Source organism: [Mycobacterium] manitobense, assembly GCF_025821665.1.
GTDB lineage: Bacteria > Actinomycetota > Actinomycetes > Mycobacteriales > Mycobacteriaceae > Mycobacterium > Mycobacterium arseniciresistens.
On record NZ_JACKSJ010000148.1, the window covers coordinates 186,582 to 211,160 of the forward strand.

Here is a 24,579-nt window from a genome sequence, read left to right on the forward strand (position 1 = left end):
CGGTCAGCTCCCGCGGATCCCGTCGAGCCGCCTGCTGGCCTCCTCGAAACCCGTCACCAGTTCGGCGATGATGTCGGCGACGGGCCGGATCTCGTTCATCCGTCCGACGATCTGGCCCACCGGCATCGACACGGTTGCGGGGTTGTCTGACTCGTTCATCCGCTGATGCGCCTCGCTGACGAGGATGTTCTGCAGCGGCATCGGCAGCGGGTCCGGCGCGTCGGGCGCGTCCCAGGCGTCGGTCCACTTCGTCTTGAGCAGCCGGGCCGGCTTGCCGGTGTAGATGCGGCGCCGGACGGTGTCGGCCGACGTCGCGGTGAGCATCGCCTCCTGGATCACCGAGACGCCGGACTCGCGGCGCACGCCGAGGTCGTACTCAGCGGACGTCAGGAACGCCGAGCCCATCCAGACACCCTGGGCGCCGAGCGCGAGCGCCGCGGCCACCTGCCGGCCGGTGCCGATGCCGCCGGCGGCCAGAACGGGATTTCGGTGGCCTTGCGCGCGCAGTCCATCCACGACCTCCGGCCAGAGGACCATCGAGCCGATCTCACCGGTGTGACCGCCGGCCTCGTGGCCCTGCGCGACGACGATGTCGACACCGTTCTCCGCATGCCGCAGTGCGTGTTTGGCCGAGCCGGCGAGTGCGGCCACCGGGACTCCGGCCTCGTGCGCCTGGTCGATGACGTCCTTCGGCGGCGAGCCGAGCGCGTTGGCGATCAACTTGATCGGGTGCTTGAGTGCCACCTCGACGTGGCTGCGGGCCACCGAGTGCAGCCATCCGAGCACGCCTTCGGAGCGCTCCTCGTCCTCGGGCAGCGGCGGCACGCCGAGGTCGGCGAGCGTCTTGTCGACGAAGTCGCGGTGGCTCTGCGGGATCAGCTTGTTGATGTCGACTGACGTGCCCTCGGTGGGGATCTTCGCCGGCATGACGATGTCGACGCCGTAGGGCAAGCCCAGAGTGTTCTCGTCCATCCACTGAAGGACGTTCTCGAGTTCGTCGGCCTCGTTGAAGCGCACACATCCGAGCACGCCGAGGCCGCCGGCACGGGTTACCGCCGCCGCCACCTTCTCCGACGGCGTGAAGACGAAGATCGGGTACTGGATGCCGAAGCGATCGCACAGCTCGGTTCTCATGCGCCTGTCATCTCCCCCGTCGCTTCGCTCGCCCTGTCATGCTCCCGCTCCCACGTGTTTGGCGTGCACCTCGTCGGCGGCGCGCTCCTCGGTCAGGTCCTTGGCCCACCGGTAGTCCGGCTTGCCCGCGGGTGACCGCTTGATCTCGTCGACGTACCAGAGGCTGCGCGGCACCTTGTATCCCGCGATCTCCTTGCGGACGAACGCGTCGAGGTCGGCCAGCGCCGGGCGGCTGCCCCTGCGGGGATGCACGACGGCGGCCACGTGCTGCCCGAAGCGCGGGTCGGGCACACCGACCACCAGCGCGTCGAACACGTCGGGGTGTCCCTTGAGTGCGGCCTCGACCTCTTCGGGGTAGATCTTCTCGCCGCCGCTGTTGATCGACACCGATCCGCGGCCGAGCATCGTCACCGTGCCGTCGGCCTCGACCTCGGCGTAGTCACCCGGGATCGCGTAGCGCACACCGTGGTAGACGCGGAAGGTCTGCCGGGTTTTCTCTTCGTCCTTGAAGTAGCCCACCGGGATGTGACCGCACTTGGCGATGATGCCGCGCTTGCCCGATCCGGGCTCGACCTCGTTGCCGTCCTCGTCGAGCACCTTGGTGTTCTTGTCGATCGTCACGCGCGGGCCGCCGGTGTGGGACTCCCCCTTGGCCACCACGCTGGTGCCGCCGAAGCCGGTCTCCGAGGACCCGATCGAGTCGGTGATGATGCGGTTGGGCAGCAGCTCGAGGAACTTCTCCTTGATGCTGGTGGAGAACAGCGCCGCGGTGCTGGCGAGCAGGAACAGGCTCGACAGGTCATAGGTGTTGCCGTTGTCCTGGTGCGCCAGAAGCGCATCCAGAAGCGGGCGCGCCATCGCGTCGCCGGTGAAGAAGAGCAGGTTGACCTTGTGCTTCTCGATGGTCCGCCACACCTCGTCGGCGTCGAATTCCGGCACCAGCACCACGGTCTGCCCGGAGAACAGCGCCATCCACGTCGCGGACTGGGTGGCGCCGTGGATCATCGGCGGGATCGGGTAGCGGATCATCGGTGCGTTCTCGGCGGCCTGCTTGGCCAGGTCGTACTCGCCGGCGATCGGCTCACCCGTCGCGAAGTCGGTGCCGCCGAACAGGACCCGGTAGATGTCCTCGTGGCGCCACATCACGCCCTTGGGGAAGCCGGTGGTGCCCCCGGTGTAGAGCAGGTAGATGTCGTCCTCGCTGCGCGGGCCGAAGTCGCGTTCGGGCGACGCCTGTTCGAGGGCGGCGTAGAACTCGACGCCGCCGTAGCGCTGGAAGTCGTCGTCGGACCCGTCCTCGACGACGAGGATCGTCTTGACGTTGGGCGTCTCGGGCAGCACGTTGGCGACGCGGTCGGCGTAGCGGCGCTCGTGCACCAGCGCGACCATGTCGGAGTTGTCGAACAGGTACTTCAGTTCGCCCTCGACGTAGCGGAAGTTGACGTTGACCAGGATGGCGCCGGCCTTGACGATGCCCAGCATCGCGATCACGATCTCGATGCGGTTGCGGCAGTAGAGCCCGACCTTGTCGTCCTTCTTCACCCCCTGCTCGAGCAGGTAGTGCGCCAGCCGGTTGGCCCTCTCCTCGAGTTGGCCGTAGGTCAGCGTTTCGTCGCCGCTGATCAGGGCGACACGGTCAGGCACGGCGTCGATGGCGTGCTCGGCAAGATCGGCGATGTTCAGGGCCACGATCCCTAAACTAGAACGTGTTACATTTCGTGACAAGTCTGTGGTTGATCGGTGGGAAGGCGGATACCTGTGAGCGAGCCGGAAAAGGGCCCCGACGCCCTCATTGAGCAGCGCGGACACACTCTGATCCTGACGCTCAACCGGCCCGAGGCGCGCAACGCGCTCTCGACCGAGATGCTCTCGATAATGGTCGAGGCCTGGGACCGCGTCGACAACGATCCGGAGATCCGGACGTGCATCCTCACCGGCGCCGGCGGCTACTTCTGCGCGGGCATGGACCTCAAGGCCGCGACCAAGGCACCTCCCGGCGATTCCTTCAAGAGCGGCGCCTACGACCCGTCGCGCATCGACGGCCTGCTCAAGGGCCGCCGGCTGACCAAGCCGCTGATCGCTGCCGTCGAGGGACCCGCCATCGCGGGCGGCACCGAGATCCTGCAGGGCACCGACATCCGCATCGCCGGCGAGAGCGCCAAGTTCGGCATCTCCGAGGCCAAGTGGAGCCTGTATCCGATGGGCGGGTCGGCCGTGCGCCTGCCGCGCCAGATCCCGTACACCATCGCGTGCGACCTGCTGCTCACCGGCAGGCACATCACCGCCGCCGAGGCCCTGCAGTACGGCCTGATCGGCTACGTCGTGCCGGACGGCACCGCACTGGACAAGGCACTCGAGATCGCCGAGGTGATCAACAAGAACGGTCCGCTCGCCGTGCAGGCCATCCTGCGGTCGATCCACGAGACCGAAGGCCTGCACGAGAACGACGCGTTCAAGATCGACACGAAGATCGGCATCGAGGTCTTCATCAGCGACGACGCGAAGGAAGGCCCGCGGGCGTTCAAGGAGAAGCGGGCGCCCAACTTCCAGATGAAGTAGGCGGCTCTCACGGCTTCCGGTCGTGGGTCGCCCCGGCGCGCGAGTGTGAATCCTTGGCGGGTTCAGGGCACTTTTTCCGCCCAGGTTTCACATTCGCGACGGTGTCGGTCGGTGTCGGCACACTTCTGCCATGGAGACGCCGTTCATCGGGGGTGAGGCGCTGACCGGCGGTGTGCTGACCCGCCATCAACTCCGCAGTCGTCACACCGCGCTGTATCCCGGCGTCTACGTACCTGCAGATGCGGAGGTCTCGGCACGGCTGCGTGCCGAGGCGGCGTGGCTGTGGTCACGACGCCGCGGAATTCTCGCCGGCCGATCGGCTGCGGCGATGCACGGCACCAAGTGGCTGGATCCCCGAGCGCCGGCCGAATTGCTCTACGGGAATCGACACCCGCCCCGAGGCATGAGCACGTGGGCCGACGCCATCGCGGATGACGAGCTGACCACGATCGACGGCATGGTCGTCACGACTCCGGTCCGCACGGCGCTCGACCTGGCATGCCGTTATCCGCAGGGCCCGGCTGTCGCCGCGATCGACGCACTGGCGAATGCCACTCACCTCAAAGTCGCCGACGTCGAACTCCTCGCGGGGCGGTACCGAGGCCGCCGCGGCATTCGGGCGGCGCGTCGGGCTCTCGCGCTCGTGGACCCGGGCGCCGAGTCGCCGCGAGAGACGTGGCTACGACTCCTCGTCGTCCGCAACGGCTTCCCGCCGCCGACCACACAGATCCCCGTTCGCGACCGGTACGGCGTCCTGGTGGCCGTGCTCGACATGGGCTGGGAGGACATCAAGGTCGCGCTCGACTACGAAGGCGCCCACCATCGCGGACCCATCCGCTTCAATAAGGACATCCACCGCCACGACGCCGTCACCGAACTCGGCTGGACCGACATCCGGGTCACGTGCCAGGACACCGAAGGGGGCATCATCTGTCGGTTACAGGCCGCCTGGGATCGCCGAATGTGAAGCGTTGGCGGGAATCCGGCCCGAATCCCGCCACAGTTTCACATTCGGCGCGGACGCGGCGGAGACGACTCAGAGCACCCGCGCGGTCGGCGTGAACACCACCGGCATCGCCTCCGGCCCGCTGACGAAGTTGGCCGCCCGCAGGGGCACCGTCGCGCCGTCGGCGAGGCGCAGGTCGGGCAGCCGCTGCAACACCTTGGTCAGCATCAACCGCAGCTCGAGGCGGGCCAGCTGATTGCCGAGGCAGAAGTGCGTTCCGAAGCCGAAGGCCAGGTGACTGTTCGGATTGCGATCGATCCGGAAGTTGTCGGGATCGCCGAACACGTCCTCGTCGAAGTTGGCCGCCTCGAACATCAGCATCAGCTTCTCGCCCTGCTTGAGCTCGGTGCCGTGGAACTCCGTGTCGGCGGTCAGCGTGCGGCACATGTTCTTCACCGGCGAAGTCCAGCGCAGGGTCTCCTCGATCGCGCCCGGCAGCTTCTCCACGTCGGCGCGCAGGCTCTCCCACTGGTCGCGGTGGCGCAGCAGCTGCTCGGTGCCGCCCGACAGCGTGTGCCGGGTGGTCTCGTCGCCGCCGATCAGGATCAGCAGCGTCTCCATGACGATCTCGTCGTCGGCCATCATGGAACCTTCGACCTCGGCGTGCACCAGCACCGAGAACAGGTCGTCGGTGGGTTCGGCCCGCCGCTTGGCGATGACGTCCATGGTGAACGCGGTGTAGGCGGCGAAGGTGTCCATCAGCTTCTGCACGGTCAGCTCGTCGACGTGCGAGCTCAGCCCGCACACCAGGTCGTCGGACCACTGCAGCAGCATGTCGCGCTCTTCGGGGAGCACGCCGAGCATGTCGCCGATCACCGCCATCGGCAGCGGCGCGGCGATGTCGCGGACGAAGTCGCACTCGCCGCGCTCGCAGACCGCGTCGATCAGGGTGTCGCAGAGCCGCTCGATCGACGGCACCTTGTCCATCACGCGCTTGCGGGTGAAGCCGGAGTTCACCAGCTTGCGCCGCAGCACGTGCGCCGGATCGTCCATGTCGATCATGTACGGCATGCCCGGCTGGTCGGGGCGGATGCCGCCGGTCGACGAGAACAGCTCGGGGTTGCGCTCCGCGTCGAGCACCGCGGCGTGCGTGGTCGCCGCGGCCAGGCCGTTGCGATCCCGGAACACCGGCTGGTTGGCCCGCATCCACCGGTAGGCCTCGCGGGCGGCGGGCCCGTCGGCGTAGAAGTTGCCGTCGGCGAGGTCGACGTCGGGCTTGGTCGTCGGGAGCGTCTGTGTCATCGGATCTCCTGGGCGTCGCCGAAGGTCATCTCGACGTTGCCAGACGATTGGCTGGCGAACGCCCGTTTCGGCAGACCGAGCGACCGCAGCTCGTCTGCGTAGGGATGGTCACCGAGTCGCAACCGCGCGCCGCCGAGGCGGACCCGCATCCCGGAGTTCCGCATCTCCCAAGGGATCTCGCGGGTGACGCCGTCGCGGTGGCTGAAGGTGGTGAGCACCTGGGGCTTGGCGGTCAACGCCGAGGGGATCGGCACGCCGCTGCGGAACTCGATGCCCGCGATGAGCTTCCCCTCCTCGCTGACGTCGAAGTCGAAGCCGCCCGTCTCCCGGACGGAGAAGTCGGCCATGATCTTCGGGAAGCCCCAGATGCGTTGTCCCGCTTCGAGGGTGAAGCCCTGGTTGACCGGCAGGTGATGGATGAACGCGGCGGCCGACTGCATCGACGCCAGCCCCTTCAGGGTCTTGCCCGGCGGGCTGACCATCACCGCCGTGCCGAACTCGCGGTACTTCCCGAGGTCGCCGTCGTGGTACCGGACGAGCATCAGCATCACCACCGCGCGGCCCGGCCGCAGCTCGAACACCTTCAGCCCGCTGTAGTCGATCAACCGCTGCGCGGCGGCCGCGTCGACGGAGAACATCGCGACGTGGGTGTCGGCCCTGCGGATACGCACCGGCATGGTCAGCGTGGTGCCCTGGATGGTGTATGTGGAGCTCTCCCCCGAGACAGGGGTGGTGTCGGTCACACGTTGAATCTAGAACGTGTTCTAGACAGCTTGCAAGAAGTGTCTACTCAGACCAGGGCGGCGAGATCACGAATCTGCTCGGTCGACCGCGCGCCGATCACCATCATCGTGACGCCGGAGGCCTCCCATGCCTTGATCTGCTCCTCGACGAACGCCAGGTCACCGACGATCGCCGAGTCGTCGACCAGCTCGTCGGGGATCGCCTTGGCGGCCTCGTCCTTGCGGTCGGACCGGAACAGCCGCGTCACGTCGTCGACCACCTCGGAGTAGCCCATCCGGCGGTAGACGTCGGCGTGGAAGTTGGTGCCCTCGGCGCCCATCCCGCCGACGTAGAGCGCCAGGTGCGGCTTCATCAGCTCCATCACCGCCGGCCGGTCGTCGGTGACCACCACCTGCGCCGTCGCGCAGATCTCGAAGTCCTCGCGGGTGCGGCGCGCGCCCGGCCGGGCGAAGCCCTCGTCGAGCCACTCGTTGTACATCCCCGCGATGCGCGGCGAGTAGAAGATCGGCAGCCAGCCGTCGCAGATCTCGGCGGCCAGCGCCACGTTCTTCGGCCCCTCGGCGCCGAGCATCACCGGGATGTCGGCACGCAGCGGGTGGGTGATCGGCTTGAGGTTCTTGCCCAGTCCGGTGGTGCCCTCGCCGGTCAGCGGCAGCGGGTAGTGCGGGCCGTCGCTGTGCACCGGCGCCTCGCGCGCCCACACCTGGCGCAGGATGTCGATGTACTCCCGCGTGCGCGCCAGCGGCTTCGGGAACCGCTGGCCGTACCAGCCCTCCACGACCTGCGGCCCCGAGACGCCGAGGCCGAGGATGTGCCGACCGCCGGACAGGTGGTCGAGCGTCAGCGCGGCCATCGCACAGGCGGTGGGCGTGCGCGCCGACAGCTGGATGACCGACGTGCCCAGCCGCATGCGGGTGGTCTCGCGACCCCACCACGCCAGGGGGGTGTAGGCGTCCGAGCCCCACGCCTCTGCCGTGAACACGGTGTCGAAACCGGCGTCCTCGGCCGCTGCGACGAGTTCCGCGGCGTTCTCCGGCGGCTGTGCGCCCCAGTAGCCGAGCTGCAGTCCCAGTTTCATCAGTGCCACCCTGTTCTTGAAACCATAGTTAGAACCTGTTCTACTCGATGCCGTGACCGCCAGCCAAAGCAGCCCGGCCCTGATCGACCAGCATGAGAAGCCGCTCTCCGCGCCGCTGAGACTGTCTTTCGACTACACCCGTTCAGTCGGACCACTCCTCGGTCAGTTCTTCACGGCGCTGCGCTCGCGGCGCATCCTCGGCGTGCGCGGCACCGACGGGCGCGTGCTCGTGCCACCCGCCGAATACGACCCGGTCAGCTACGAACAGCTGACGGAGATCGTACCGGTGGGCGAGGTCGGCACGGTGGTGTCGTGGACGTGGCAGCCACAGCCGCTGGAGGGCCAACCGCTGGACCGTCCGTTCGCGTGGGCGCTCATCACGCTGGACGGCGCCGACACCCCGATGCTGCACGCCGTCGACGCCGGGTCGTCCGACGCAATCAGCGCCGGCACCCGGGTGCGCGTGCACTGGGCCGACGAGCCGGTGGGCGCGATCACCGACATCGCCTACTTCGAGCTCGGCGACGAGGCCGAACAGCACCCCGACGTCACCGACGACCGCGAACCGGTGACGGTGCAGGTGTCCCACAGCAGCATCGAGATCCAGCACACCGCGTCGCTGCCGGAGAGCACGTTCCTGCGGGCGCTGGAGGAGGGCAAGCTGCTCGGTGCGCGCACCGGCAAGGAGGGCAAGCTGTATTTCCCGCCGCGCGAAGCGGATCCGGGCACCGGCCGGCCCACCACCGAGTTCGTCGAGCTGCCGGACAAGGGCACCGTGACGACGTTCGCGATCATCAACATCCCGTTCGCGGGTCAGCGCATCAAGCCGCCGTACGTGGCGGCCTACGTGCTGCTCGACGGCGCGGACATCCCGTTCCTCCACCTGGTCACCGAGATCGAGGCCGCCGATGTGCGGATGGGGATGCGGGTGCAGGCGGTGTGGAAGCCCCGCGAGGAGTGGGGCCTTGGCATCGACAACATCTCGCACTTCCGGCCGACGGGTGAGCCCGACGCCGAGTACGACACCTACAAGCACCACCTCTGAGGGGCGCACACAATGACTGGCTCGAATGATGTTGCAGTGGTGGGCTTCGCGCACGCCCCGCACGTGCGCCGCACCGACGGCACCACCAACGGCGTCGAGATGCTGATGCCGTGTTTCGCCGAGCTCTACGAAGACCTCGGCCTCAAGCAGACCGACATCGGATTCTGGTGTTCGGGGTCGTCGGATTACCTTGCCGGCCGCGCGTTCTCGTTCATCTCCGCGATCGACTCGATCGGCGCCGTGCCGCCGATCAACGAGTCCCACGTCGAGATGGACGCCGCATGGGCGCTCTACGAGGCCTACATCAAGATCCTCACCGGCGAGGTCGACACCGCGCTGGTGTACGGCTTCGGCAAGTCCAGCGCCGGCGTCCTGCGCCGCGTGCTGGCGCTGCAGACCGACCCGTACACCGTCGCGCCGCTGTGGCCCGACTCGGTGTCGATGGCCGGCCTGCAGGCCCGCCTCGGCCTCGACGCCGGCAAATGGACCGCCGAACAGATGGCCCAGGTGGCACTCGACTCGTTCGCCGTCGCCGAGCGCACCGATCGCGAGCAGCCCGCCGAGAGCGTCGACGAACTGCTCGCGCGGCCGTACTTCGCCGATCCGTTGCGCCGCCACGACATCGCGCCGATCTCCGACGGCGCCGCCGCGATCGTCCTGGCCGCCGGCGACCGCGCCCGTGAGCTGCGCGAGAACCCGGCGTGGATCACCGGATTCGAGCACCGCATCGAGACGCCGATCCTGGGCGCCCGCGACCTCACGACGTCCCCGTCGACCGCGGCGTCGGCGAAGGCCGCCACGGGTGGCGACGCCGGATCGATCGACGTCGCCGAGCTCTACGCGCCGTTCACCCACCAGCACCTGATCCTCAAAGAGGCGATCGGGCTGAACGGCTCGACGAAGATCAACCCGTCCGGCGGCGCGCTGGCCGCCAATCCGATGTTCTCGGCGGGCCTCGAGCGCATCGGCTTCGCGGCGCGGCACATCTTCGACGGGTCCGCGCGACGGGTACTCGCCCACGCGACGAGTGGCCCTGCATTGCAACAGAATCTGGTCGCAGTCCTGGAAGGCCGGTAACACGATGGGTAAGCAACTCGCTGCGGTGCTGGGCACCGGCCAGACGAAGTACGTCGCCAAGCGCCAGGACGTGTCGATGAACGGCCTCGTCCGTGAAGCGATCGACAGGGCGCTCGCCGACTCGGGATCGACGTTCGACGACATCGACGCCGTGGTGGTCGGCAAGGCGCCGGACTTCTTCGAGGGCGTGATGATGCCCGAGCTGTTCATGGCCGACGCCGTGGGCGCAACGGGCAAGCCACTGATCCGGGTGCACACCGCCGGTTCGGTGGGCGGGTCCACCGGTGTGGTCGCCGCGTCACTGGTGCAGTCCGGCAAGTACCAGCGCGTGCTGACGATGGCCTGGGAGAAGCAGTCGGAGTCGAACGCCATGTGGGCGTTGAGCATTCCGGTGCCGTTCACCAAGCCCGTCGGCGCCGGTGCCGGCGGCTACTTCGCACCGCACGTGCGTTCCTACATCCGCCGGTCGGGTGCGCCGACGCACATCGGTGCGATGGTCGCGGTGAAGGACCGCCTCAACGGCGCCAAGAATCCGCTGGCGCACCTGCACCAGCCCGACATCACGCTCGAGAAGGTGATGGCCTCGCAGATGCTGTGGGACCCGATCCGGTTCGACGAGACGTGCCCGTCCTCCGACGGCGCCTGCGCGATGGTGATCGGCAACGAAGAGATCGCCGACGCCCGCGTCGCCGAGGGGAATCCGGTGGCGTGGATCCACGCGACCGCGCTGCGCACCGAACCACTCGCCTACTCGGGCCGCGACCAGGTCAACCCGCAGGCCGGCCGGGACGCCGCCAAGGCGCTGTGGAAGGCCGCGGGCATCACCAGCCCGATCGACGAGATCGACGTCGCCGAGGTGTACGTGCCGTTCTCGTGGTTCGAGCCGATGTGGCTGGAGAACCTCGGCTTCGCCCCCGAGGGTGAGGGCTGGAAGCTCACCGAGGCCGGCGAGACCGCGATCGGCGGACGGATCCCGCTCAACCCGTCGGGCGGTGTGCTGTCGTCCAACCCGATCGGCGCCTCGGGCATGATCCGCTTCGCCGAGGCCGCGATCCAGGTGATGGGTAAGGCGGGCGAGCACCAGGTGCAGGGCGCCCGCAAGGCGCTGGGCCATGCCTACGGCGGCGGTTCGCAGTACTACTCGATGTGGGTCGTCGCCGCCGACAAGCCCGCCTGACGCACGCGGGGCAGGGGCGCGGCCGGTAGCGGCTACCTTGGGGCGGACGACGGACCCGACCCCGAGGAGAAGCTCCGTGCGAGTGCTCAGAATCCTGCTTGCCGCGGCGATGCTTGCCGCTGTGGCACCGGCCGCGCCGGCGGGCGCCGAACCGGGGACCGTCGCCGCCGCGGTGGACCGCGCGTTCGCCCCGCTGATGGCCGAACACGGGATCCCCGGCATGGCCGTCGCCGTCACCGTCGACGGCCGCAGCCAGTTCTTCAGCTACGGCGTGGCGGCACGGGACACCGGGGCGCCCGTCACGCCCGGCACGCTGTTCGAGATCGGGTCGGTGAGCAAGACCCTCACCGCCACCCTGGCCGGGTACGCCGCCGAGACGGGCGCCCTGTCGCTCGACGACCACCCGGGCCGCTACCTGCCCGCGCTCACCGGCGCCCCCGTCGACGGCGCCACGCTGACGAATCTCGGCACCTACACCGCGGGCGGGCTCCCGCTGCAGTTCCCCGAAACCGTCACCGACGCCGCCACGATGACGGAGTACTTCCGGCAGTGGCGCCCGGCCGCCCCGCCGGGCCGGATCAGGCAGTACTCGAACGCCAGCATCGGGCTGCTCGGACACCTCAGCGCGAGGGCGATGGGCCGCGACTTCACCGACGTGATGCAGGCCGACGTCATGCCCGGACTCGGGTTGCCGCAGAGCTTCGTGCGTGTGCCGCCGCAGGCGCAGAACGCCTACGCCTGGGGGTATGACAAGTCCGACCGACCGGTGCGGGTCAATCCCGGCGTCTTCGACGCCGAGGCATACGGCGTGAAGTCCACCGCGACGGACATGATCCGGTTCGTCGAGCGCAACATCTCCCCCGACGGCCTGGAGCCCCGGTTGCGCCGGGCCGTCGAGACGACGCACGTCGGCCGTTACCGTGTCGGCCCGATGGTGCAGGGCCTGGGCTGGGAGCAGTACCCCTACCCCGTCGCCCTCGACCAGCTGCTCGCGGGCAACTCCACATCGATGGCGATGGAGCCCCAGCCGGTGGCGGCCCTGCCCCCGGAGCAGCCCGGCGCGCCCACCCTGTTCAACAAGACGGGGTCCACCGACGGCTTCGGCGCCTACGCCGCCTTCGTGCCGCAGCGCCGCATCGGCGTCGTCATGCTGGCCAACAAGAACTTCCCGATCGCCGCCCGGGTCACAGCCGCGCACGCGGTATTGGCCGCCCTGGACGGCGAGTGAGCAGTTCAGAAGGCCGCGGACATGGGTATGCCGCAGGTCACGGGCCAATCATTGTGCGAACGCGGGATAAAACTGTAACGTGTTCTAGTTAGAAGCCCAGATCTGGAGGTGCGACGTGGCTACTGATACCGCCGGCGCAGGCGTCCGCGAGATCGACACCGGAGCGCTGCCCGACCGGTACGCCCGGGGCTGGCACTGCCTGGGACCCGTCAAGGACTTCCTGGACGGGGAACCGCACGGTGTCGAGATCTTCGGCACCATGCTCGTGGTGTTCGCCGACTCCAAGGGCGAACTGAAGATCCTCGACGGGTACTGCAGGCACATGGGCGGCAACCTGTCCCAGGGCACCATCAAGGGCGACGAGGTCGCCTGCCCGTTCCACGACTGGCGCTGGGGCGGTGACGGCAAGTGCAAGCTCGTCCCGTACGCCAAGCGCACCCCGCGGCTGGCCCGCACCCGGGCCTGGCACACCGACGTCCGCGGCGGGCTGCTCTTCGTGTGGCACGACCACGAGGGGAACCCACCGCAGCCCGAAGTGCAGATCCCCGAGATCCCGGAGTTCGCCAGCGACGAGTGGACCGAATGGCGGTGGAACTCGATGCTCATCGAGCGCTCCAACTGCCGCGAGATCATCGACAACGTCACCGACATGGCGCACTTCTTCTACATCCACTACGGGTTGCCGACCTACTTCAAGAACGTCTTCGAGGGCCACATCGCGTCGCAGTACCTGCACAACGTGGGCCGTGCGGACATCAACGACATGGGCACCACCTATGGCGAGGCGCACCTGGACAGCGAGGCGTCGTACTTCGGCCCGTCGTTCATGATCAACTGGCTGCACAACAACTACGGCGGCTTCAAGGCCGAGTCGATCCTGATCAACTGCCACTACCCGGTCTCGCAGGACTCCTTCGTGCTGCAGTGGGGTGTCATCGTCGAGAAGCCCAAGGGCCTGGACGACAAGACCACCGACAAGCTGGCGCGGGTGTTCACCGAGGGCGTCAGCAAGGGCTTCCTGCAGGACGTCGAGATCTGGAAGCACAAGACCCGCATCGACAATCCGCTGCTGGTCGAGGAGGACGGCGCCGTCTACCAGATGCGCCGTTGGTACCAGCAGTTCTACGTCGACGTCGCCGACGTCACCCCGGACATGACCGACCGCTTCGAGATCGAGGTCGACACCACGGCCGCCAACGAGAAGTGGCAGGTCGAGGTGGAGGAGAACCTCAAGCGTCAGGAAGCCGAGAAGGAACCCGACGACGCAAAGGCCGAACAGGCCACGTCATGACGGGCGAGCGCCAGGAGGCACCGGACGTCGACCGGTTGGCCCGGTCGATGCTCCTCCTGCACGGCGCCCATGATGACGAGGACGACGTGCCGGCCGCGCCCAGTCGCGGATCCTGGTCCAAGGCACCGGATTTCGCCGCGGACCCGCGACGGGCCGAGGCGGTGCGCGAGGCCAGCCGTCGCGACCGTGAGCGCTACCTGACCTCGGGTCTGGTGTCCATCGACTGCCGGTTCTGCCACGTGGCGGTCGACGTGAAGAAGCTCGGCCCGGAACACACCGCCGTGCAGTGGAACTCCGCGGCTTCGCAGCGGTGCGCCTACTTCACCGAGATCCGGGAGTCCGGCGGCCACTCGGCCCGCTCACGCAGTTGTCCGAGGTTGGCCGACAGCATCAAACACGCCGTCGCCGAGGGTTGCCTCGAGGAGGTGTCGTCCGCCCCGTCGCCCGGCGACGGCTGAGCTGCGACACTGATCCCATGTTCAGGACCGCGGCGGCAGGTCTGCTGTGTGTCGCGCTTGGCGGCTGCACCCAGGTGGTGGACGACGCCCGTCCCCGCGCCGTGGTGCCCGTCGCTCCCATCACCGCTGGACAGGTCGGCGGGCTGCTGAGCGACAGGACCGCACCCGAGCACGAGTCGAACCTGTTCGTGACCGTCGAACCCGAGAGGTGCGCCGGCCTGGCGCAGGAGGTCGATCCGCCGTTCATCTTCAGTAGGACGCCCGCCGCGCACGACGGCGGTCAGTTCTACGGCGACCCCGCCCGTACCGTCTCGGTGCAGCAGATGGCCGCGGTGTACCGCGCCGACTTCGACACCGCCGCCGCCGTCGACGAGGTGAGACGCACCATCGACGCCTGCCGGGAGGACGACCTGGCGGTGATCACCATGGAGGGCAAGACGATTCAGTTCCGCCTGCTGCCTGCGCGCGAGTCGGGCTCGGCCCAGATCGTGCTGTGGTCCATCACCGGCGGGTGGTCGTGCGACAACGCCTTCGTCGCCGCGCACAATGCGGCCGTCGAACTCACCGCGTGCGCGCAGAAGAGCGGCTTTGACGTGCTGTCCGTCGCGCGGGACGCGCTGCAGCGCATCAACACCCTGGCCGACATGACGGTATGACCGTCTAGAGCCCGGCGAAGCGCTCCTTGACGATGTCGTCGGTCAGGCCGTAATCGGCCAGCGAGTACGTGTGCTTCGGCGCTCGGGGCCCCTTCTTGCTCTCGGCGTGGCTCCGCTCCATCGCGCCGCGCGCGGCGTCGGTGTACGGCAGGCCGAAGTGCCGGTAGATGCGCTCCACCTCGGCGACCGGTTCGGCGATGAAGTCGAAGTAGTCCATGTCGTAGAACTGCGCCGAGTCGTGTTGCGCCCGAACGGTGTTGAACCTCTCGAGCCCGCGCGACCAGGTCTCGAGCGAATCGGCGCCGATCTGCTGGCCGACGAACCGGTGCGACCAGCCCTCGGTGGTGTGCTGGGCCAGCGAGCACATCGACGCCATCAGCGTCTCCGGCGGCCGGTGGCACTGGATGACGAGCGCATCGGGATAGGTGGCGAACAGCGCGTCGAGCGCGAACAGGTGGCTCGGATTCTTGAGCACCCAGCGCTTCTCGGCGTCGTTGAGCCCGATCAGCTGCAGATTGCGCCGGTGCCGTTGATACGGCTTCGTCCAGTCCTGGCGGGCCAGCCACTGCGAGTACGTCGGGACGTGCGCCAGGGTCTCGTAGGACACCGAGTGCAGCGACTGGCGCAGCAGCTGCCAGCACTCCTCCACCTCGTCGGCGGTCATGTAGTGCAGCCCGGTGTAGTCCGGGTTCTCCTCGTGCGCCTTGGTGAACTGGGCGTCGAGTTGCTGGAAGACGGGGTTGTCCGCCCACGTCTCGCGCGGCGGCCGCGGCTGCGGGAACTCGGCCAGCCACAGCTCGAGACCCTGGTGGCCCGGGTCGGCGGAGAGCAGCCGGTGCAGGGCGGTGGTACCGGTCCGGGGCAGCCCGGTGACGAAGATCGGCCGTTCGATCGCGACGTCGGCGTGTTCGGGGTACTGCTTCCACGCCGCCTCCGAGACCAGCCGCGCCACAAGTGCGTTGCGGACGAAGAAGCGTTGCATCTTGCTGCCGAACTCGGTCAGGTCGGCATCGCGCTGGAAGGACTCGAGCAGCACGCCGAGCGCCTCGCGGTAGTTGTCGTCGTCGGAGCCGAAATCGTCGAGGCCGCAGGCCTTGGTGGCCGACGCGTGCAGATCCTCGACGGTGCCGACGTTGGTACGTGCGCTCATGGCTCGACTCTCACTCGCTCCGGTCCTCGCTCGTACCTCGCTGCGATCCTCACTCGCGTTCGTCCTCGCGCGGTGCTCACGCTTTGTACTCTCCGCAGTTGACGTCCAGCGCCTGTCCGGTGATCCCGCTCGACAGATCGCTGGCCATGAACAGGATCGCCGAGGCCACCTCGTTCTCCGTGGGCAGCCGCTTCAAGTCGGAGGCGGCTGCGGTGGCTCTGTAGATCTCGTCGACGGTGGTGCCGTACTTGCCGGCCTGGTGGGTGAAGTAACTCTCCAGCGTGCCGCCCCAGATGTATCCGGGCAGCACCGAATTCACCCGGATGCCCTGCTCGCCCAGTTCGGTGGACAGCGACTGGGACATCGCCAGCAGCGCGGACTTGGCCATCTTGTAGGCGCCGTACTTGGCCTGGGAGTGCCGTACCACCATCGAGTTCACGTTGACCACGGACCCGTTCGCCTCGGCCAGCGCCGGCGTGAAGCCCTGGATCAGCCGCAGCGCACCGAACACCGTGAGCTCGATCGCATCGCGCATGTGCTCGAAGGTGGTGTTGGCCAACGGCTTCATCGATGGAACGCGGAACGCGTTGTTGATGAGGACGTCGACCCTGCCGTAGGCCTCGAGCGTCTTCTCTACCAGGTTGGCCACCTGGGCGTCGTCGGTGATGTCGGTGCCGACCGATACCGCGCGCCGCCCCAGGTCGGTGATCTGCTTGGCGACGTCGTCCAGCCGTTCCACGGTGCGTGCCGCCAGCACCAGATCGGCGCCGTTCTCGGCGCAGCGGCGGGCCAGCGTCGTCCCCAGCGCCGGTCCCACACCGCTGATCACGACCACCTTGCCGTCGAGCAGTCCGGTCATCGGGTCATCCCACCATTCTGTTCTGGATCTGCCGCTGCCGCAGCGCGATGCGTTCGCGCCAGTCGTCCTCGGAGATCTTGTTCGTCTCGTGGAACGGCAGTGCGGAGGCGACCTTGTCGACGTCGACGATCTCCACCGACGGCCCGTCGGCCTCCGTCAGCTCACGCGAGAGGCGCTGCCACCGGAACTGGAGATAGCCCTTGCGGTGACCGAGGGTTTCGCACCAGTTCGTCACGCCGGGGTTGGCGTCGGCGACGACGATGCGGATCTTGCCGTCCGGGTCCGCCTGCGCCTGAGTGCCGTTCAGCGACGTCTGGTGGTTGATGTAGTCCAGCGAGATGTACCACAGGCTGCCCAGCTGGAAGCCCAGGTACGGGGCGTCGGACACCGGCAGGGTGATGACCATCGCCTGGTCCGGCGCGAGGTCGAAGCGACCCACCGACGAGTACTGCGTGGCCAGCCCACCGGGCGTCAGCCGTGGCGCGACCATCGTGTTGACCGGCAGGTTGTCGTAGAACCACTGCGGGAACTGCAGCCACGTCTTGACCCGCTGGACCAGTTGCTTGCCCGCAACGGCGTAGCGCTTCTCGATGAGTTCCTTCGTCAGCGGCGCAGGCGCGGTGCCCGCGGTGTCGGTGCGGGCGACGTTGACGTAGCCGCGCTCGGCCGACCAGTCGTTGTAGACCTCACGGATCAGCAACTGCGACGGGCTGTTCGGTGTGACCCGCCATTCGAAGGTGCCGTCGGAGGCGATGTCGAGTTCGCGGTCGTCGAAAGCGGCCTGGCTGGCCGGCACGTTGTCGTCGGTGTAGTCGCCCCCGAGCATCTGGAAGCTCAGATCGGTGGTGGTGCCGCGCTTGCCGGTGACGACGTACTCGTGACCCGGGTGCACCCGGGTGCCGAAGTACAGCGTGTCCGGGTTGTCCAGGCCCATCTTCGTGAACGGGCCGGTCCCCGACTGCAGGAACGGGTGGTCGCGGTCGTAGTCGAAGGCGAGGTGCGTGCAGGCGGCGATGCCGCCGGCGAGATACTGCAGACCCTCGAGCAGATCGGCTTCGGATTCGATGAACGGCGCTTCGGTGACGAGGCGCTCGGCCTCGGCGATCGCCTCGGCGAAGGGTGCGGAGTACACGCCTTGAAACTAGAACGCGTTCTAATGCTAGTCAATGGGCGTCGGTCGATCTGTGGTTCATATTTGGAACGACAAGGTACATTTCTGACATGTCGACGGCTCGCACATCACCGCCCACCGAACGCGTGGTGGCCGTGCTGGACTACCTCGCCGGCCACCCCCAGGGCCGGTTCGGGCTGTCCGACCTGGCGCGGCGCCTGCAGCTGAGCAAGCCCACGTGCCTGGGCATCGTCACCACCCTGACCGCGGCGGGATACCTGGTGCGCGACGCGCAGGACAAGACCTACCGGCTGGGCCCCGCGCTGATCGCGCTCGGGCACACCGCCCAGGAGTCGCTCCGGGTCAACCCCGCCGCGCGCGCCGAGCTGCGCCGGCTCTCGGCGGCCTACTCGGCGACGGCCGCGCTGTCGGCGGTGGTCGAGGACCGCATCACCGTGCTGGACCTGGTGTCGCCACCGGAGGCGAGCGCCCCGGTGCACGTGGGCCAGAGCTATCCGTTCGCGCCGCCCGTCGGGTTGATGTTCGTGCTCTGGGACGACGACGCCGTGCGGACCTGGCTGGCCAAGGAGCCGACGGTGCCGCTCCGCACGGACGACGACCGGCTGCAGCGGGTGATCGCCGAGTGCCGGGCCGACGGCTACCTGGTGGAGCGGCAGACCGCAGCCGGGCAGCGGCTCTACGCACTGACCGCGGGCATCCCGAGCACACTGCCCCACGAGTTGCGCGCGCTGCTCGGCGAGATGGTGTCCGACATCGGCGAGCGGGTGTACCTGCGGAGCGAGTCCGCCGGCGACGGGCGGCAGCGCCACGACGTCAGCGTCATCTCCGCCCCCGTGTACGACCACCATCAGCGCCAGGCCATGGTCGTCTCCCTGCACGTCGGCCGGTCGCTGAGCGCCGCCGAGATCGTCCGGCGGGCGCGCCGGCTGATGTCGTCCGCCGACGCACTGACCGTTCAGCTGGGCGGCGAGAAGCCTTCCTGGCCAGCGGTCAGCTGACCGCGGCCATCGCGAACGGCAGCACGGCGGGCGCTCCCCCGTCCCGCGCCACCCGGGCGGCCATCGTCAGCGTCCAGCCCGTGTCGGTGAGGTCATCGACCAGCAGCACCGGCCCGCCAACCGTCGACAGGTCCGGCGTCTCCCACGAATCGTTCAGCGCGGCAACGCGATACGCGGAGTTCGCGGCGCTCACCGGGCGACGGTCGGGCCGGTACCGCAAGGTGCCCAGGTTCTCGAGACGGCCCAGCTCGGCGAGCCTGCCGGCCAGCGACACGATCAGCCGCGGCCGCGCCACCGAGTCCATCGCCAGGACGGCGACGGGGCGTGTCTGCCACTCCCACGCGGCCAGCACGTCGACCGCGGCACGCACGACGTCGTCGCTCACCTCCTCGTCCGGCGCGTCGAGCACCGCGCGCAGCCGGGCGCCCCAGCCGAGATCGGTGAGCCGGCCGATCACCCGGCCCGGCTCCGGCCCGTCGCCGATGCGGCCGGACAGCGGCACGCCGAGCTTCGCCAGCCCGGACGGCCACTGCTTGCGCGGGGTGATCTCCACGCCCGGCCGCAGCAGCCGTTGCCGGGTGGCCTGTGCGGTCGCGTCGTCGACGTCGGCGCCGTAGTGACTGCCCGCGCAGTTGTCACACCGGCCGCAGCGCTCGCCGTCGGTCAGCTCCGGATCGTCGAGCTGACGGCGCAGGAACGTCATCCGGCACTCGTCGGTCGACTGGTACTCGAGCATCGCCTGTTGCTCACGCCGGCGCGCGGCGTCGAGGTTGCGGTAGCGCTCCTCGTCGTAGGTCCACGGCTCACCGGTGCCCACCCAGCCGCCCTTGACCCGCCGGACCGCCCCGTCGACGTCGAGCACCTTGAGCACCATCTCCAGCCGCGCGCGGTTCAGGTCGACGAGCGGTTCGAGCGCAGGAGTCGACTGCGGGCGGTCGGGCTCGAGCGCCCGCAGCACGTCGCGCACCATCGCCTCCGACGGGAACGCCACCGATGCGAAGTAGCGCCACACGTCCTGGTCCTCCCGGCCGGGCAGCAGGATCACCTCTGCCTGCGCCGTCGACCTGCCGGCGCGGCCGACCTGCTGGTAGTAGGCGATCGGTGACGACGGCGCGCCGAGGTGCACGACGAACCCCAGATCCGGCTTGTCGAAACCCATGCCCAGTGCGGACGTCGCGATCAGCGCCTTGACCTCGTTGGCGAGCAGGTCCGCCTCGAGCTGCTCGCGCTCGGCGGCCTCGGTGGCGCCGGTGTACGCGGCGACCGGGTGGCCGTTCTCCCGCAGCAACGCCGCCACGTCGTGCGCCTGCGCGACAGTCAGGGTGTAGACGATCCCCGAGCCGGGCAGCGACCCGAGGTGCGCGGCGATCCAGGCGGCCCGCTGGGCCGGGTTGCCCGCGTTCACCACCGACAGCCGCAGCGACTCCCGGTCCAGTCCGCCGCGCAGCACCACCGTGTCGCGGCCGCCCACGCCCAGCTGGCTCGCGACGTCGTCGACCACCCGGTCGTTGGCCGTCGCGGTGGTGGCGAGCACCGGGATGTCGGCGCCGAGGTCGGCGATGAGGGTGCGGATCCGGCGGTAGTCGGGCCGGAAGTCGTGGCCCCAGTCGGACACGCAGTGCGCTTCGTCCACCACGACCAGGCCCGCGTCGCGGGCCAGCGCGGGCAGCACCCGGTCACGGAAGTCGGGGTTGTTCAGCCGCTCCGGACTGACCAGCAGGACATCGAGGTCACCGGCCCCCACCCGGGCGTGGATCTCGTCCCAGTCGGTGACATTGCTCGAGTTGATCGTCGCGGCACGCACCCCGGCCCGCTCGGCGGCGGCCACCTGGTTGCGCATCAGCGCCAGCAGCGGCGACACGATGACGGTGGGACCGTGCCCGGCGGCGCGCAGCAGCTTCGCGGCGATGAAGTACACCGCCGACTTGCCCCACCCGGTGCGCTGCACCACCAGCGCTTGGCGCCGGTGCACGACGAGGGCCTCGATGGCCGTCCACTGGTCGTCGCGCAGGGTGGCGTGCGGTCCTGCCAGCTGCTCGAGAAGGGCCTGGGCCTCGGTCCGCGTCGCCATGCCGCAATCGTGCCTGGCCCCGGTGACAGCCCGACGGGCAGCTAGGCGATCACGAGCCAGATGGCGGCGAAGTGGCAGAGCGCCGCGACCGCGGTGAACGCGTGGAACACCTCGTGGTGCCCGAACGTGGTCGGCCACGGATTCGGCCAGCGCATGCCGTAGCAGACGGCGCCGATGTTGTAGAGCACCGCGCCGGCGATCAAGAGTGCGACGACCGTCAGGCCGGCACCGAGCAGCAGCGTCTCGGCGAACCAGATCGCCGCCCAGCCGAAGGCCAGATACAGGCTGACGCCGATCCACCGGGGGCCGGACGGCCAGGCCATCTTGAACAGCACGCCGGCCGCGGCGCCGGTCCACACGACCACCAGCACCTCGGCCCCGACCGACGGCGGCATGGCCAGCAGTGCGAGCGGTGTGTAGGTGCCTGCGATGAACACGAAGATCACCGAATGGTCGACGCGCATCATCCACTTCTGGGTGACCGGCGAGGTCCACCGCATCCGGTGGTACACCGCACTGACGCTGAACATCGTGATGATCGCGGCGACGTACACCAGGGCGGCCCAGCCGGCCGCTGTCGGCCGGTCACCGGTCCACGCGACCCCGATCAGCGCCGCGCCGCCGAGCACGGCGAGGAATGCGGCGACGACGTGGATCCAGCCGCGGGCACGGGGTGCGAGGAACACATCGCTGACCGGACCGCCGACGGGCTCCGGCATCTGGAGCGTTCCAGTCACCATAGATCGATCGTTCAGGGCGTCTCCGATGTCGCGGTAAGCCGGGTGTGCTCACGGCAACCATCGCAGGTGCGACAGCGATGCACACCATACCCGCAAACGACTGCGCGTCAGAACGGGACAGGCTGTGATGTCACAATCGAGACGTTGCTCAGCTCACCCCGGCGGCGGCGTCCTGCTCACGCTTGATCTCCAGCGCGATATCGATGAGCTGGTCTTCCTGGCCGCCGATCAGCTTGCGCTGGCCCGCGCGGTGCAGCAACTTGTGCGCGGGCACCCCGTAGCGCTCGGACTGGCGGATGGCGTGCTTGAGGAAACTGGAGTAGACGCCCGAGTAGCCCATGATCAACGCGTTGCGGTCCAACAGGCATTCGGCGGGCATCGCCGGTGCGACGACCTCCTCGGCCGCGTCGGCGATGTCGAAGAAGTCGATCCCGGTCTTCACGCCGATCTTGTCGAACACCCCGATCAGTGCCTCGACCGGAGCATTGCCCGCACCGGCGCCGAACCGGCGGCACGACCCGTCGATCTGCTTGGCTCCCGCCCGCACCGCCTCGATCGAGTTGGCCACCCCGAGCCCGAGGTTCTCGTGACCGTGAAAACCGACCTGGGCGTCGTCACCGAGTTCGGCGACCAGCGCGGCCACCCGGTCACGCACACCCTCGAGCACCAGCGCGCCCGCGGAGTCGACCACGTAGACGCACTGACATCCCGCGTCGGCCATGATGCGGGCCTGGGCGGCCAGCTTCTCCGGTGGGATCGTGTGGCTCATCATCAGGAACCCGACCGTCTCCAGACCGAGTTCACGGGCCAGCCCGAAGTGCTGGATCGAGACGTCGGCCTCGGTGCAGTGGGTGGCGATGCGGCAGATCGAACCGCCGTTGTTCTGCGCCTCCTTGATGTCCTCCTTGGTGCCCACCCCGGGCAGCATCAGGAAGGCGATCTTCGAGTTCTTCGCCGTCTCGGCAGCCAGCTTGATCAGCTGCTGCTCCGGGGTCTTGGAGAACCCGTAATTGAAGCTCGACCCACCGAGCCCGTCGCCGTGGGTGACCTCGATGACAGGAACGCCTGCCGCGTCCAGGGCGGCGACGATCGCACCGACCTCGTCGGTTGTGAACTGGTGGCGCTTGTGGTGGCTGCCGTCCCGCAGAGAGGTGTCCGTCATCCGGATGTCCCACATCGGGTCGAAATAGATCTCGTCGGTACTCATGCCTGGGCTCCAGATCCTGCAGAAAGGCTTGCTCCAAGTTTTTCTCTGGCGATCTCCTCGCCGACCTTGGTGGCCGCGGCGGTCATGATGTCGAGGTTCCCGGCGTAGGGCGGCAGGTAGTCACCCGCGCCCTCCACCTCGATGAACGTCGTCACCACCGCCTGCCCGCCGGAGTTCATCGACGGGTCGTCGAACTGCGGCTCGTTGAGCAGCCGGTAGCCCGGCACGTAGGTCTGCACCTCGGCCACCACGTCGCGGATCGACTGCGCGATCGCGTCACGGTCGGCGTCCTCGGGAATGGCGCAGAAGATGGTGTCGCGCATGATCATCGGCGGATCGGCCGGATTGAGGATGATGATCGCCTTGCCCCGCCTGGCGCCGCCGATGTTCTGCACCCCGGCGCTGGTGGTCTTGGTGAACTCGTCGATGTTGGCGCGCGTCCCCGGCCCGGCCGACGCCGAGGACACCGATGCCACGATCTCGCCATAGGGCACGTCCACCACGCGTGACACGGCATGCACGATCGGGATGGTGGCCTGCCCGCCGCAGGTCACCATGTTGACGTTCGGCGCATCAAGGTGCTCACGCAGATTCGCCGGCGGGATCACCCCCGGCCCGACCGCGGCCGGTGTCAGGTCGATCGCGCGGATGCCCGCCTCGGCGTAGCGCGGGGCGGCGTCGCGGTGCACGTAGGCGCTGGTGGCCTCGAACACCATGTCCGGCTTCTCATCCCGCGCCAGCAGCCAATCCACCCCCTCGTGGGTGGTCTCCAGACCCAACTTGCGGGCCCGCGCCAGACCCTCGGACTCCGGGTCGATCCCGACCATCCACCGCGGCTCCAACACATCCGACCGCAGCAGCTTGTACAGCAGATCGGTGCTGATGTTGCCCGATCCGACGATCGCGACTTGCAGCTTCTGCGGCATTGCTTCTCCCCTGGCTTATTCGAAACTCAGCTTGACTGAACCTAACCCGGCGAAGTCCGCGACGAAATGACTGCCGGGTGGTGCATCTATCGCACGTGTGCACGAGCCCGGCAGCACGATGTCGCCGGCCTTCAACCGAACGCCGAAGCTCTCGACCTTGCGGGCCAGCCACGCCACCGCGGTGACCGGGTTGCCCAGCACCGCGTCGCTGCGCCCCTCGGCGACGACCTCGCCGTTGTTGGTCAGCACCGCGTCGATGGCCTTGATGTCGATGTCCTTCGGCGACACCCTGGCCTCGCCCAGCACCCACCCCGCCGAGGACGCGTTGTCGGCGATGGTGTCGCACAACTTGATCTTCCAGTCGGTGATCCGGGTGTCGATGAGCTCGATCGCCGGCGCGAACGCGGCCGTCGCGGCGAGCACGTCCTCCTCGGTGCAGTTCGCCCCGGGCAGGTCGTCGGCGAGGATGAAACCGACCTCGACCTCGACCCGCGGGTAGAGATACCGCCCGGCCTGGACGGGAACATCCTCGTACACCTGCATCTCGTCGAGCAGATGGCCGTAGTCGGGTTCGTCGACGCCCATCATCTTCTGCATCGCCTCGGACGACAGGCCCACTTTGTGGCCGATCACCCGGGCTCCCTCAGCGACGCGCTGACGGATGTTGATCAGCTGGATCTCGTAGGCGTCGACGACGTCGATGTCGGATTCGCGGGCGGTCAGCGGGCTGATCGGAACGCGGCTCCGTTCGGCCTGCGCCAGGTCGGCGGCAAGCCACTCACGCACCTCGGCAGAGAGCAT

At 68.6% G+C, this 24,579-nt stretch carries 23 protein-coding genes; 10 read left to right on the plus strand and 13 right to left on the minus strand.

Going from position 1 to position 24,579, the window contains the following annotated elements; genetic code table 11:
* Positions 1 to 3: 3 nt before the first annotated feature.
* Both H7I41_RS18560 and H7I41_RS18565 read right to left on the minus strand, forming a co-directional pair.
* A complete protein-coding gene (locus tag H7I41_RS18560) occupies positions 4 to 1,134 on the minus strand; it encodes an NAD(P)H-dependent flavin oxidoreductase (protein WP_264014070.1) in 1,131 nt (376 codons plus the stop codon).
* Between the two features lie 36 nt (positions 1,135 to 1,170).
* On the minus strand, positions 1,171 to 2,823 hold the full coding sequence (locus tag H7I41_RS18565; protein WP_264014071.1) for a medium/long-chain-fatty-acid--CoA/3-oxocholest-4-en-26-oate--CoA ligase: 1,653 nt from the start codon (positions 2,821 to 2,823) through the stop codon (positions 1,171 to 1,173).
* 69 nt (positions 2,824 to 2,892) lie between these two features.
* On the opposite strand from H7I41_RS18565, the gene H7I41_RS18570 reads away from it, so the two are divergent.
* Together H7I41_RS18570 and H7I41_RS18575 are read left to right on the plus strand one after the other, a co-directional pair.
* On the plus strand, positions 2,893 to 3,693 hold the full coding sequence (locus H7I41_RS18570) for a crotonase/enoyl-CoA hydratase family protein (protein WP_264014072.1): 801 nt from the start codon (positions 2,893 to 2,895) through the stop codon (positions 3,691 to 3,693).
* A gap of 130 nt (positions 3,694 to 3,823) precedes the next feature.
* Complete coding sequence (locus tag H7I41_RS18575; protein ID WP_264014073.1) at positions 3,824 to 4,660, plus strand: type IV toxin-antitoxin system AbiEi family antitoxin; 837 nt, start codon at positions 3,824 to 3,826, stop codon at positions 4,658 to 4,660.
* A gap of 69 nt (positions 4,661 to 4,729) precedes the next feature.
* On the opposite strand, the gene H7I41_RS18580 is transcribed toward H7I41_RS18575, so the two are convergent.
* The 3 genes from H7I41_RS18580 to H7I41_RS18590 all read right to left on the minus strand — a co-directional run bounded on the left by H7I41_RS18580 (position 4,730) and on the right by H7I41_RS18590 (position 7,763).
* On the minus strand, positions 4,730 to 5,941 hold the full coding sequence (locus tag H7I41_RS18580) for a cytochrome P450 (RefSeq protein WP_264014074.1): 1,212 nt from the start codon (positions 5,939 to 5,941) through the stop codon (positions 4,730 to 4,732).
* Positions 5,938 to 6,618: an acetoacetate decarboxylase family protein gene (locus tag H7I41_RS18585; RefSeq protein ID WP_264014123.1), complete on the minus strand. Its 681-nt coding sequence runs from the start codon at positions 6,616 to 6,618 to the stop codon at positions 5,938 to 5,940. Before H7I41_RS18585 ends, H7I41_RS18580 begins: the two co-directional genes overlap by 4 nt.
* Positions 6,619 to 6,731: 113 nt before the next feature.
* Positions 6,732 to 7,763, minus strand: coding sequence for an LLM class F420-dependent oxidoreductase (locus H7I41_RS18590; protein ID WP_264014075.1), 1,032 nt, complete (start codon positions 7,761 to 7,763; stop codon positions 6,732 to 6,734).
* A gap of 52 nt (positions 7,764 to 7,815) precedes the next feature.
* On the opposite strand from H7I41_RS18590, the gene H7I41_RS18595 reads away from it, so the two are divergent.
* The 7 genes from H7I41_RS18595 to H7I41_RS18625 all read left to right on the plus strand — a co-directional run bounded on the left by H7I41_RS18595 (position 7,816) and on the right by H7I41_RS18625 (position 14,695).
* Entirely contained in the window at positions 7,816 to 8,808 is a 993-nt protein-coding gene (locus H7I41_RS18595) for a Zn-ribbon domain-containing OB-fold protein (protein ID WP_264014076.1), read from the plus strand.
* A 12-nt stretch (positions 8,809 to 8,820) separates the two neighbouring features.
* Positions 8,821 to 9,885 carry a thiolase family protein gene (locus H7I41_RS18600; protein WP_264014077.1) on the plus strand — a complete coding sequence of 355 codons (1,065 nt, stop codon included), beginning with the start codon at positions 8,821 to 8,823 and terminating at the stop codon, positions 9,883 to 9,885.
* 4 nt (positions 9,886 to 9,889) lie between these two features.
* Complete coding sequence (locus H7I41_RS18605; RefSeq protein WP_264014078.1) at positions 9,890 to 11,062, plus strand: thiolase family protein; 1,173 nt, start codon at positions 9,890 to 9,892, stop codon at positions 11,060 to 11,062.
* Positions 11,063 to 11,171: 109 nt separating this feature from the next.
* Complete coding sequence (gene ampC / locus H7I41_RS18610) at positions 11,172 to 12,290, plus strand: class C beta-lactamase (protein ID WP_264014124.1); 1,119 nt, start codon at positions 11,172 to 11,174, stop codon at positions 12,288 to 12,290.
* Positions 12,291 to 12,405: 115 nt separating this feature from the next.
* Positions 12,406 to 13,581, plus strand: a complete 1,176-nt coding sequence (locus tag H7I41_RS18615) for a 3-ketosteroid-9-alpha-monooxygenase, oxygenase component (protein ID WP_264014079.1) — start codon at positions 12,406 to 12,408, stop codon at positions 13,579 to 13,581.
* Positions 13,578 to 14,039: a hypothetical protein gene (locus H7I41_RS18620; RefSeq protein ID WP_264014080.1), complete on the plus strand. Its 462-nt coding sequence runs from the start codon at positions 13,578 to 13,580 to the stop codon at positions 14,037 to 14,039. Before H7I41_RS18615 ends, H7I41_RS18620 begins: the two co-directional genes overlap by 4 nt.
* 17 nt (positions 14,040 to 14,056) lie before the next feature.
* The gene (locus H7I41_RS18625; protein ID WP_264014081.1) at positions 14,057 to 14,695 is read left to right on the plus strand and encodes a sensor domain-containing protein; all 639 of its coding nucleotides are present in this window, start codon (positions 14,057 to 14,059) and stop codon (positions 14,693 to 14,695) included.
* Between the two features lie 4 nt (positions 14,696 to 14,699).
* Here the strand turns inward: H7I41_RS18625 and H7I41_RS18630 are convergent, their stop codons facing one another.
* The 3 genes from H7I41_RS18630 to H7I41_RS18640 form a co-directional block, all read right to left on the minus strand.
* Positions 14,700 to 15,845, minus strand: coding sequence for a sulfotransferase family protein (locus tag H7I41_RS18630; RefSeq protein ID WP_264014082.1), 1,146 nt, complete (start codon positions 15,843 to 15,845; stop codon positions 14,700 to 14,702).
* Between the two features lie 76 nt (positions 15,846 to 15,921).
* Complete coding sequence (locus tag H7I41_RS18635) at positions 15,922 to 16,704, minus strand: SDR family oxidoreductase (RefSeq protein WP_264014083.1); 783 nt, start codon at positions 16,702 to 16,704, stop codon at positions 15,922 to 15,924.
* Positions 16,705 to 16,708: 4 nt separating this feature from the next.
* Positions 16,709 to 17,836 carry a hypothetical protein gene (locus H7I41_RS18640; RefSeq protein WP_264014084.1) on the minus strand — a complete coding sequence of 376 codons (1,128 nt, stop codon included), beginning with the start codon at positions 17,834 to 17,836 and terminating at the stop codon, positions 16,709 to 16,711.
* Positions 17,837 to 17,925: 89 nt separating this feature from the next.
* Here H7I41_RS18640 and H7I41_RS18645 point away from each other — a divergent pair, with 89 nt between their 5' ends.
* A complete protein-coding gene (locus H7I41_RS18645; RefSeq protein WP_264014085.1) occupies positions 17,926 to 18,834 on the plus strand; it encodes an IclR family transcriptional regulator in 909 nt (302 codons plus the stop codon).
* Here the strand turns inward: H7I41_RS18645 and H7I41_RS18650 are convergent.
* From H7I41_RS18650 to H7I41_RS18670, 5 genes are all read right to left on the minus strand, one after another.
* Complete coding sequence (locus tag H7I41_RS18650) at positions 18,827 to 20,905, minus strand: RecQ family ATP-dependent DNA helicase (protein WP_264014086.1); 2,079 nt, start codon at positions 20,903 to 20,905, stop codon at positions 18,827 to 18,829. The two genes, H7I41_RS18645 and H7I41_RS18650, sit on opposite strands and share 8 nt — an antisense overlap.
* Before the next feature lie 41 nt (positions 20,906 to 20,946).
* Positions 20,947 to 21,645: a PAQR family membrane homeostasis protein TrhA gene (trhA, locus tag H7I41_RS18655; protein ID WP_264014087.1), complete on the minus strand. Its 699-nt coding sequence runs from the start codon at positions 21,643 to 21,645 to the stop codon at positions 20,947 to 20,949.
* A gap of 148 nt (positions 21,646 to 21,793) precedes the next feature.
* Entirely contained in the window at positions 21,794 to 22,852 is a 1,059-nt protein-coding gene (dmpG, locus tag H7I41_RS18660) for a 4-hydroxy-2-oxovalerate aldolase (RefSeq protein ID WP_264014088.1), read from the minus strand.
* Positions 22,849 to 23,778: an acetaldehyde dehydrogenase (acetylating) gene (locus H7I41_RS18665; RefSeq protein ID WP_264014089.1), complete on the minus strand. Its 930-nt coding sequence runs from the start codon at positions 23,776 to 23,778 to the stop codon at positions 22,849 to 22,851. The genes dmpG and H7I41_RS18665 overlap by 4 nt, the downstream gene beginning before the upstream one ends.
* Before the next feature lie 15 nt (positions 23,779 to 23,793).
* Positions 23,794 to 24,579 carry a 2-keto-4-pentenoate hydratase gene (locus H7I41_RS18670; protein ID WP_264014090.1) on the minus strand — a complete coding sequence of 262 codons (786 nt, stop codon included), beginning with the start codon at positions 24,577 to 24,579 and terminating at the stop codon, positions 23,794 to 23,796.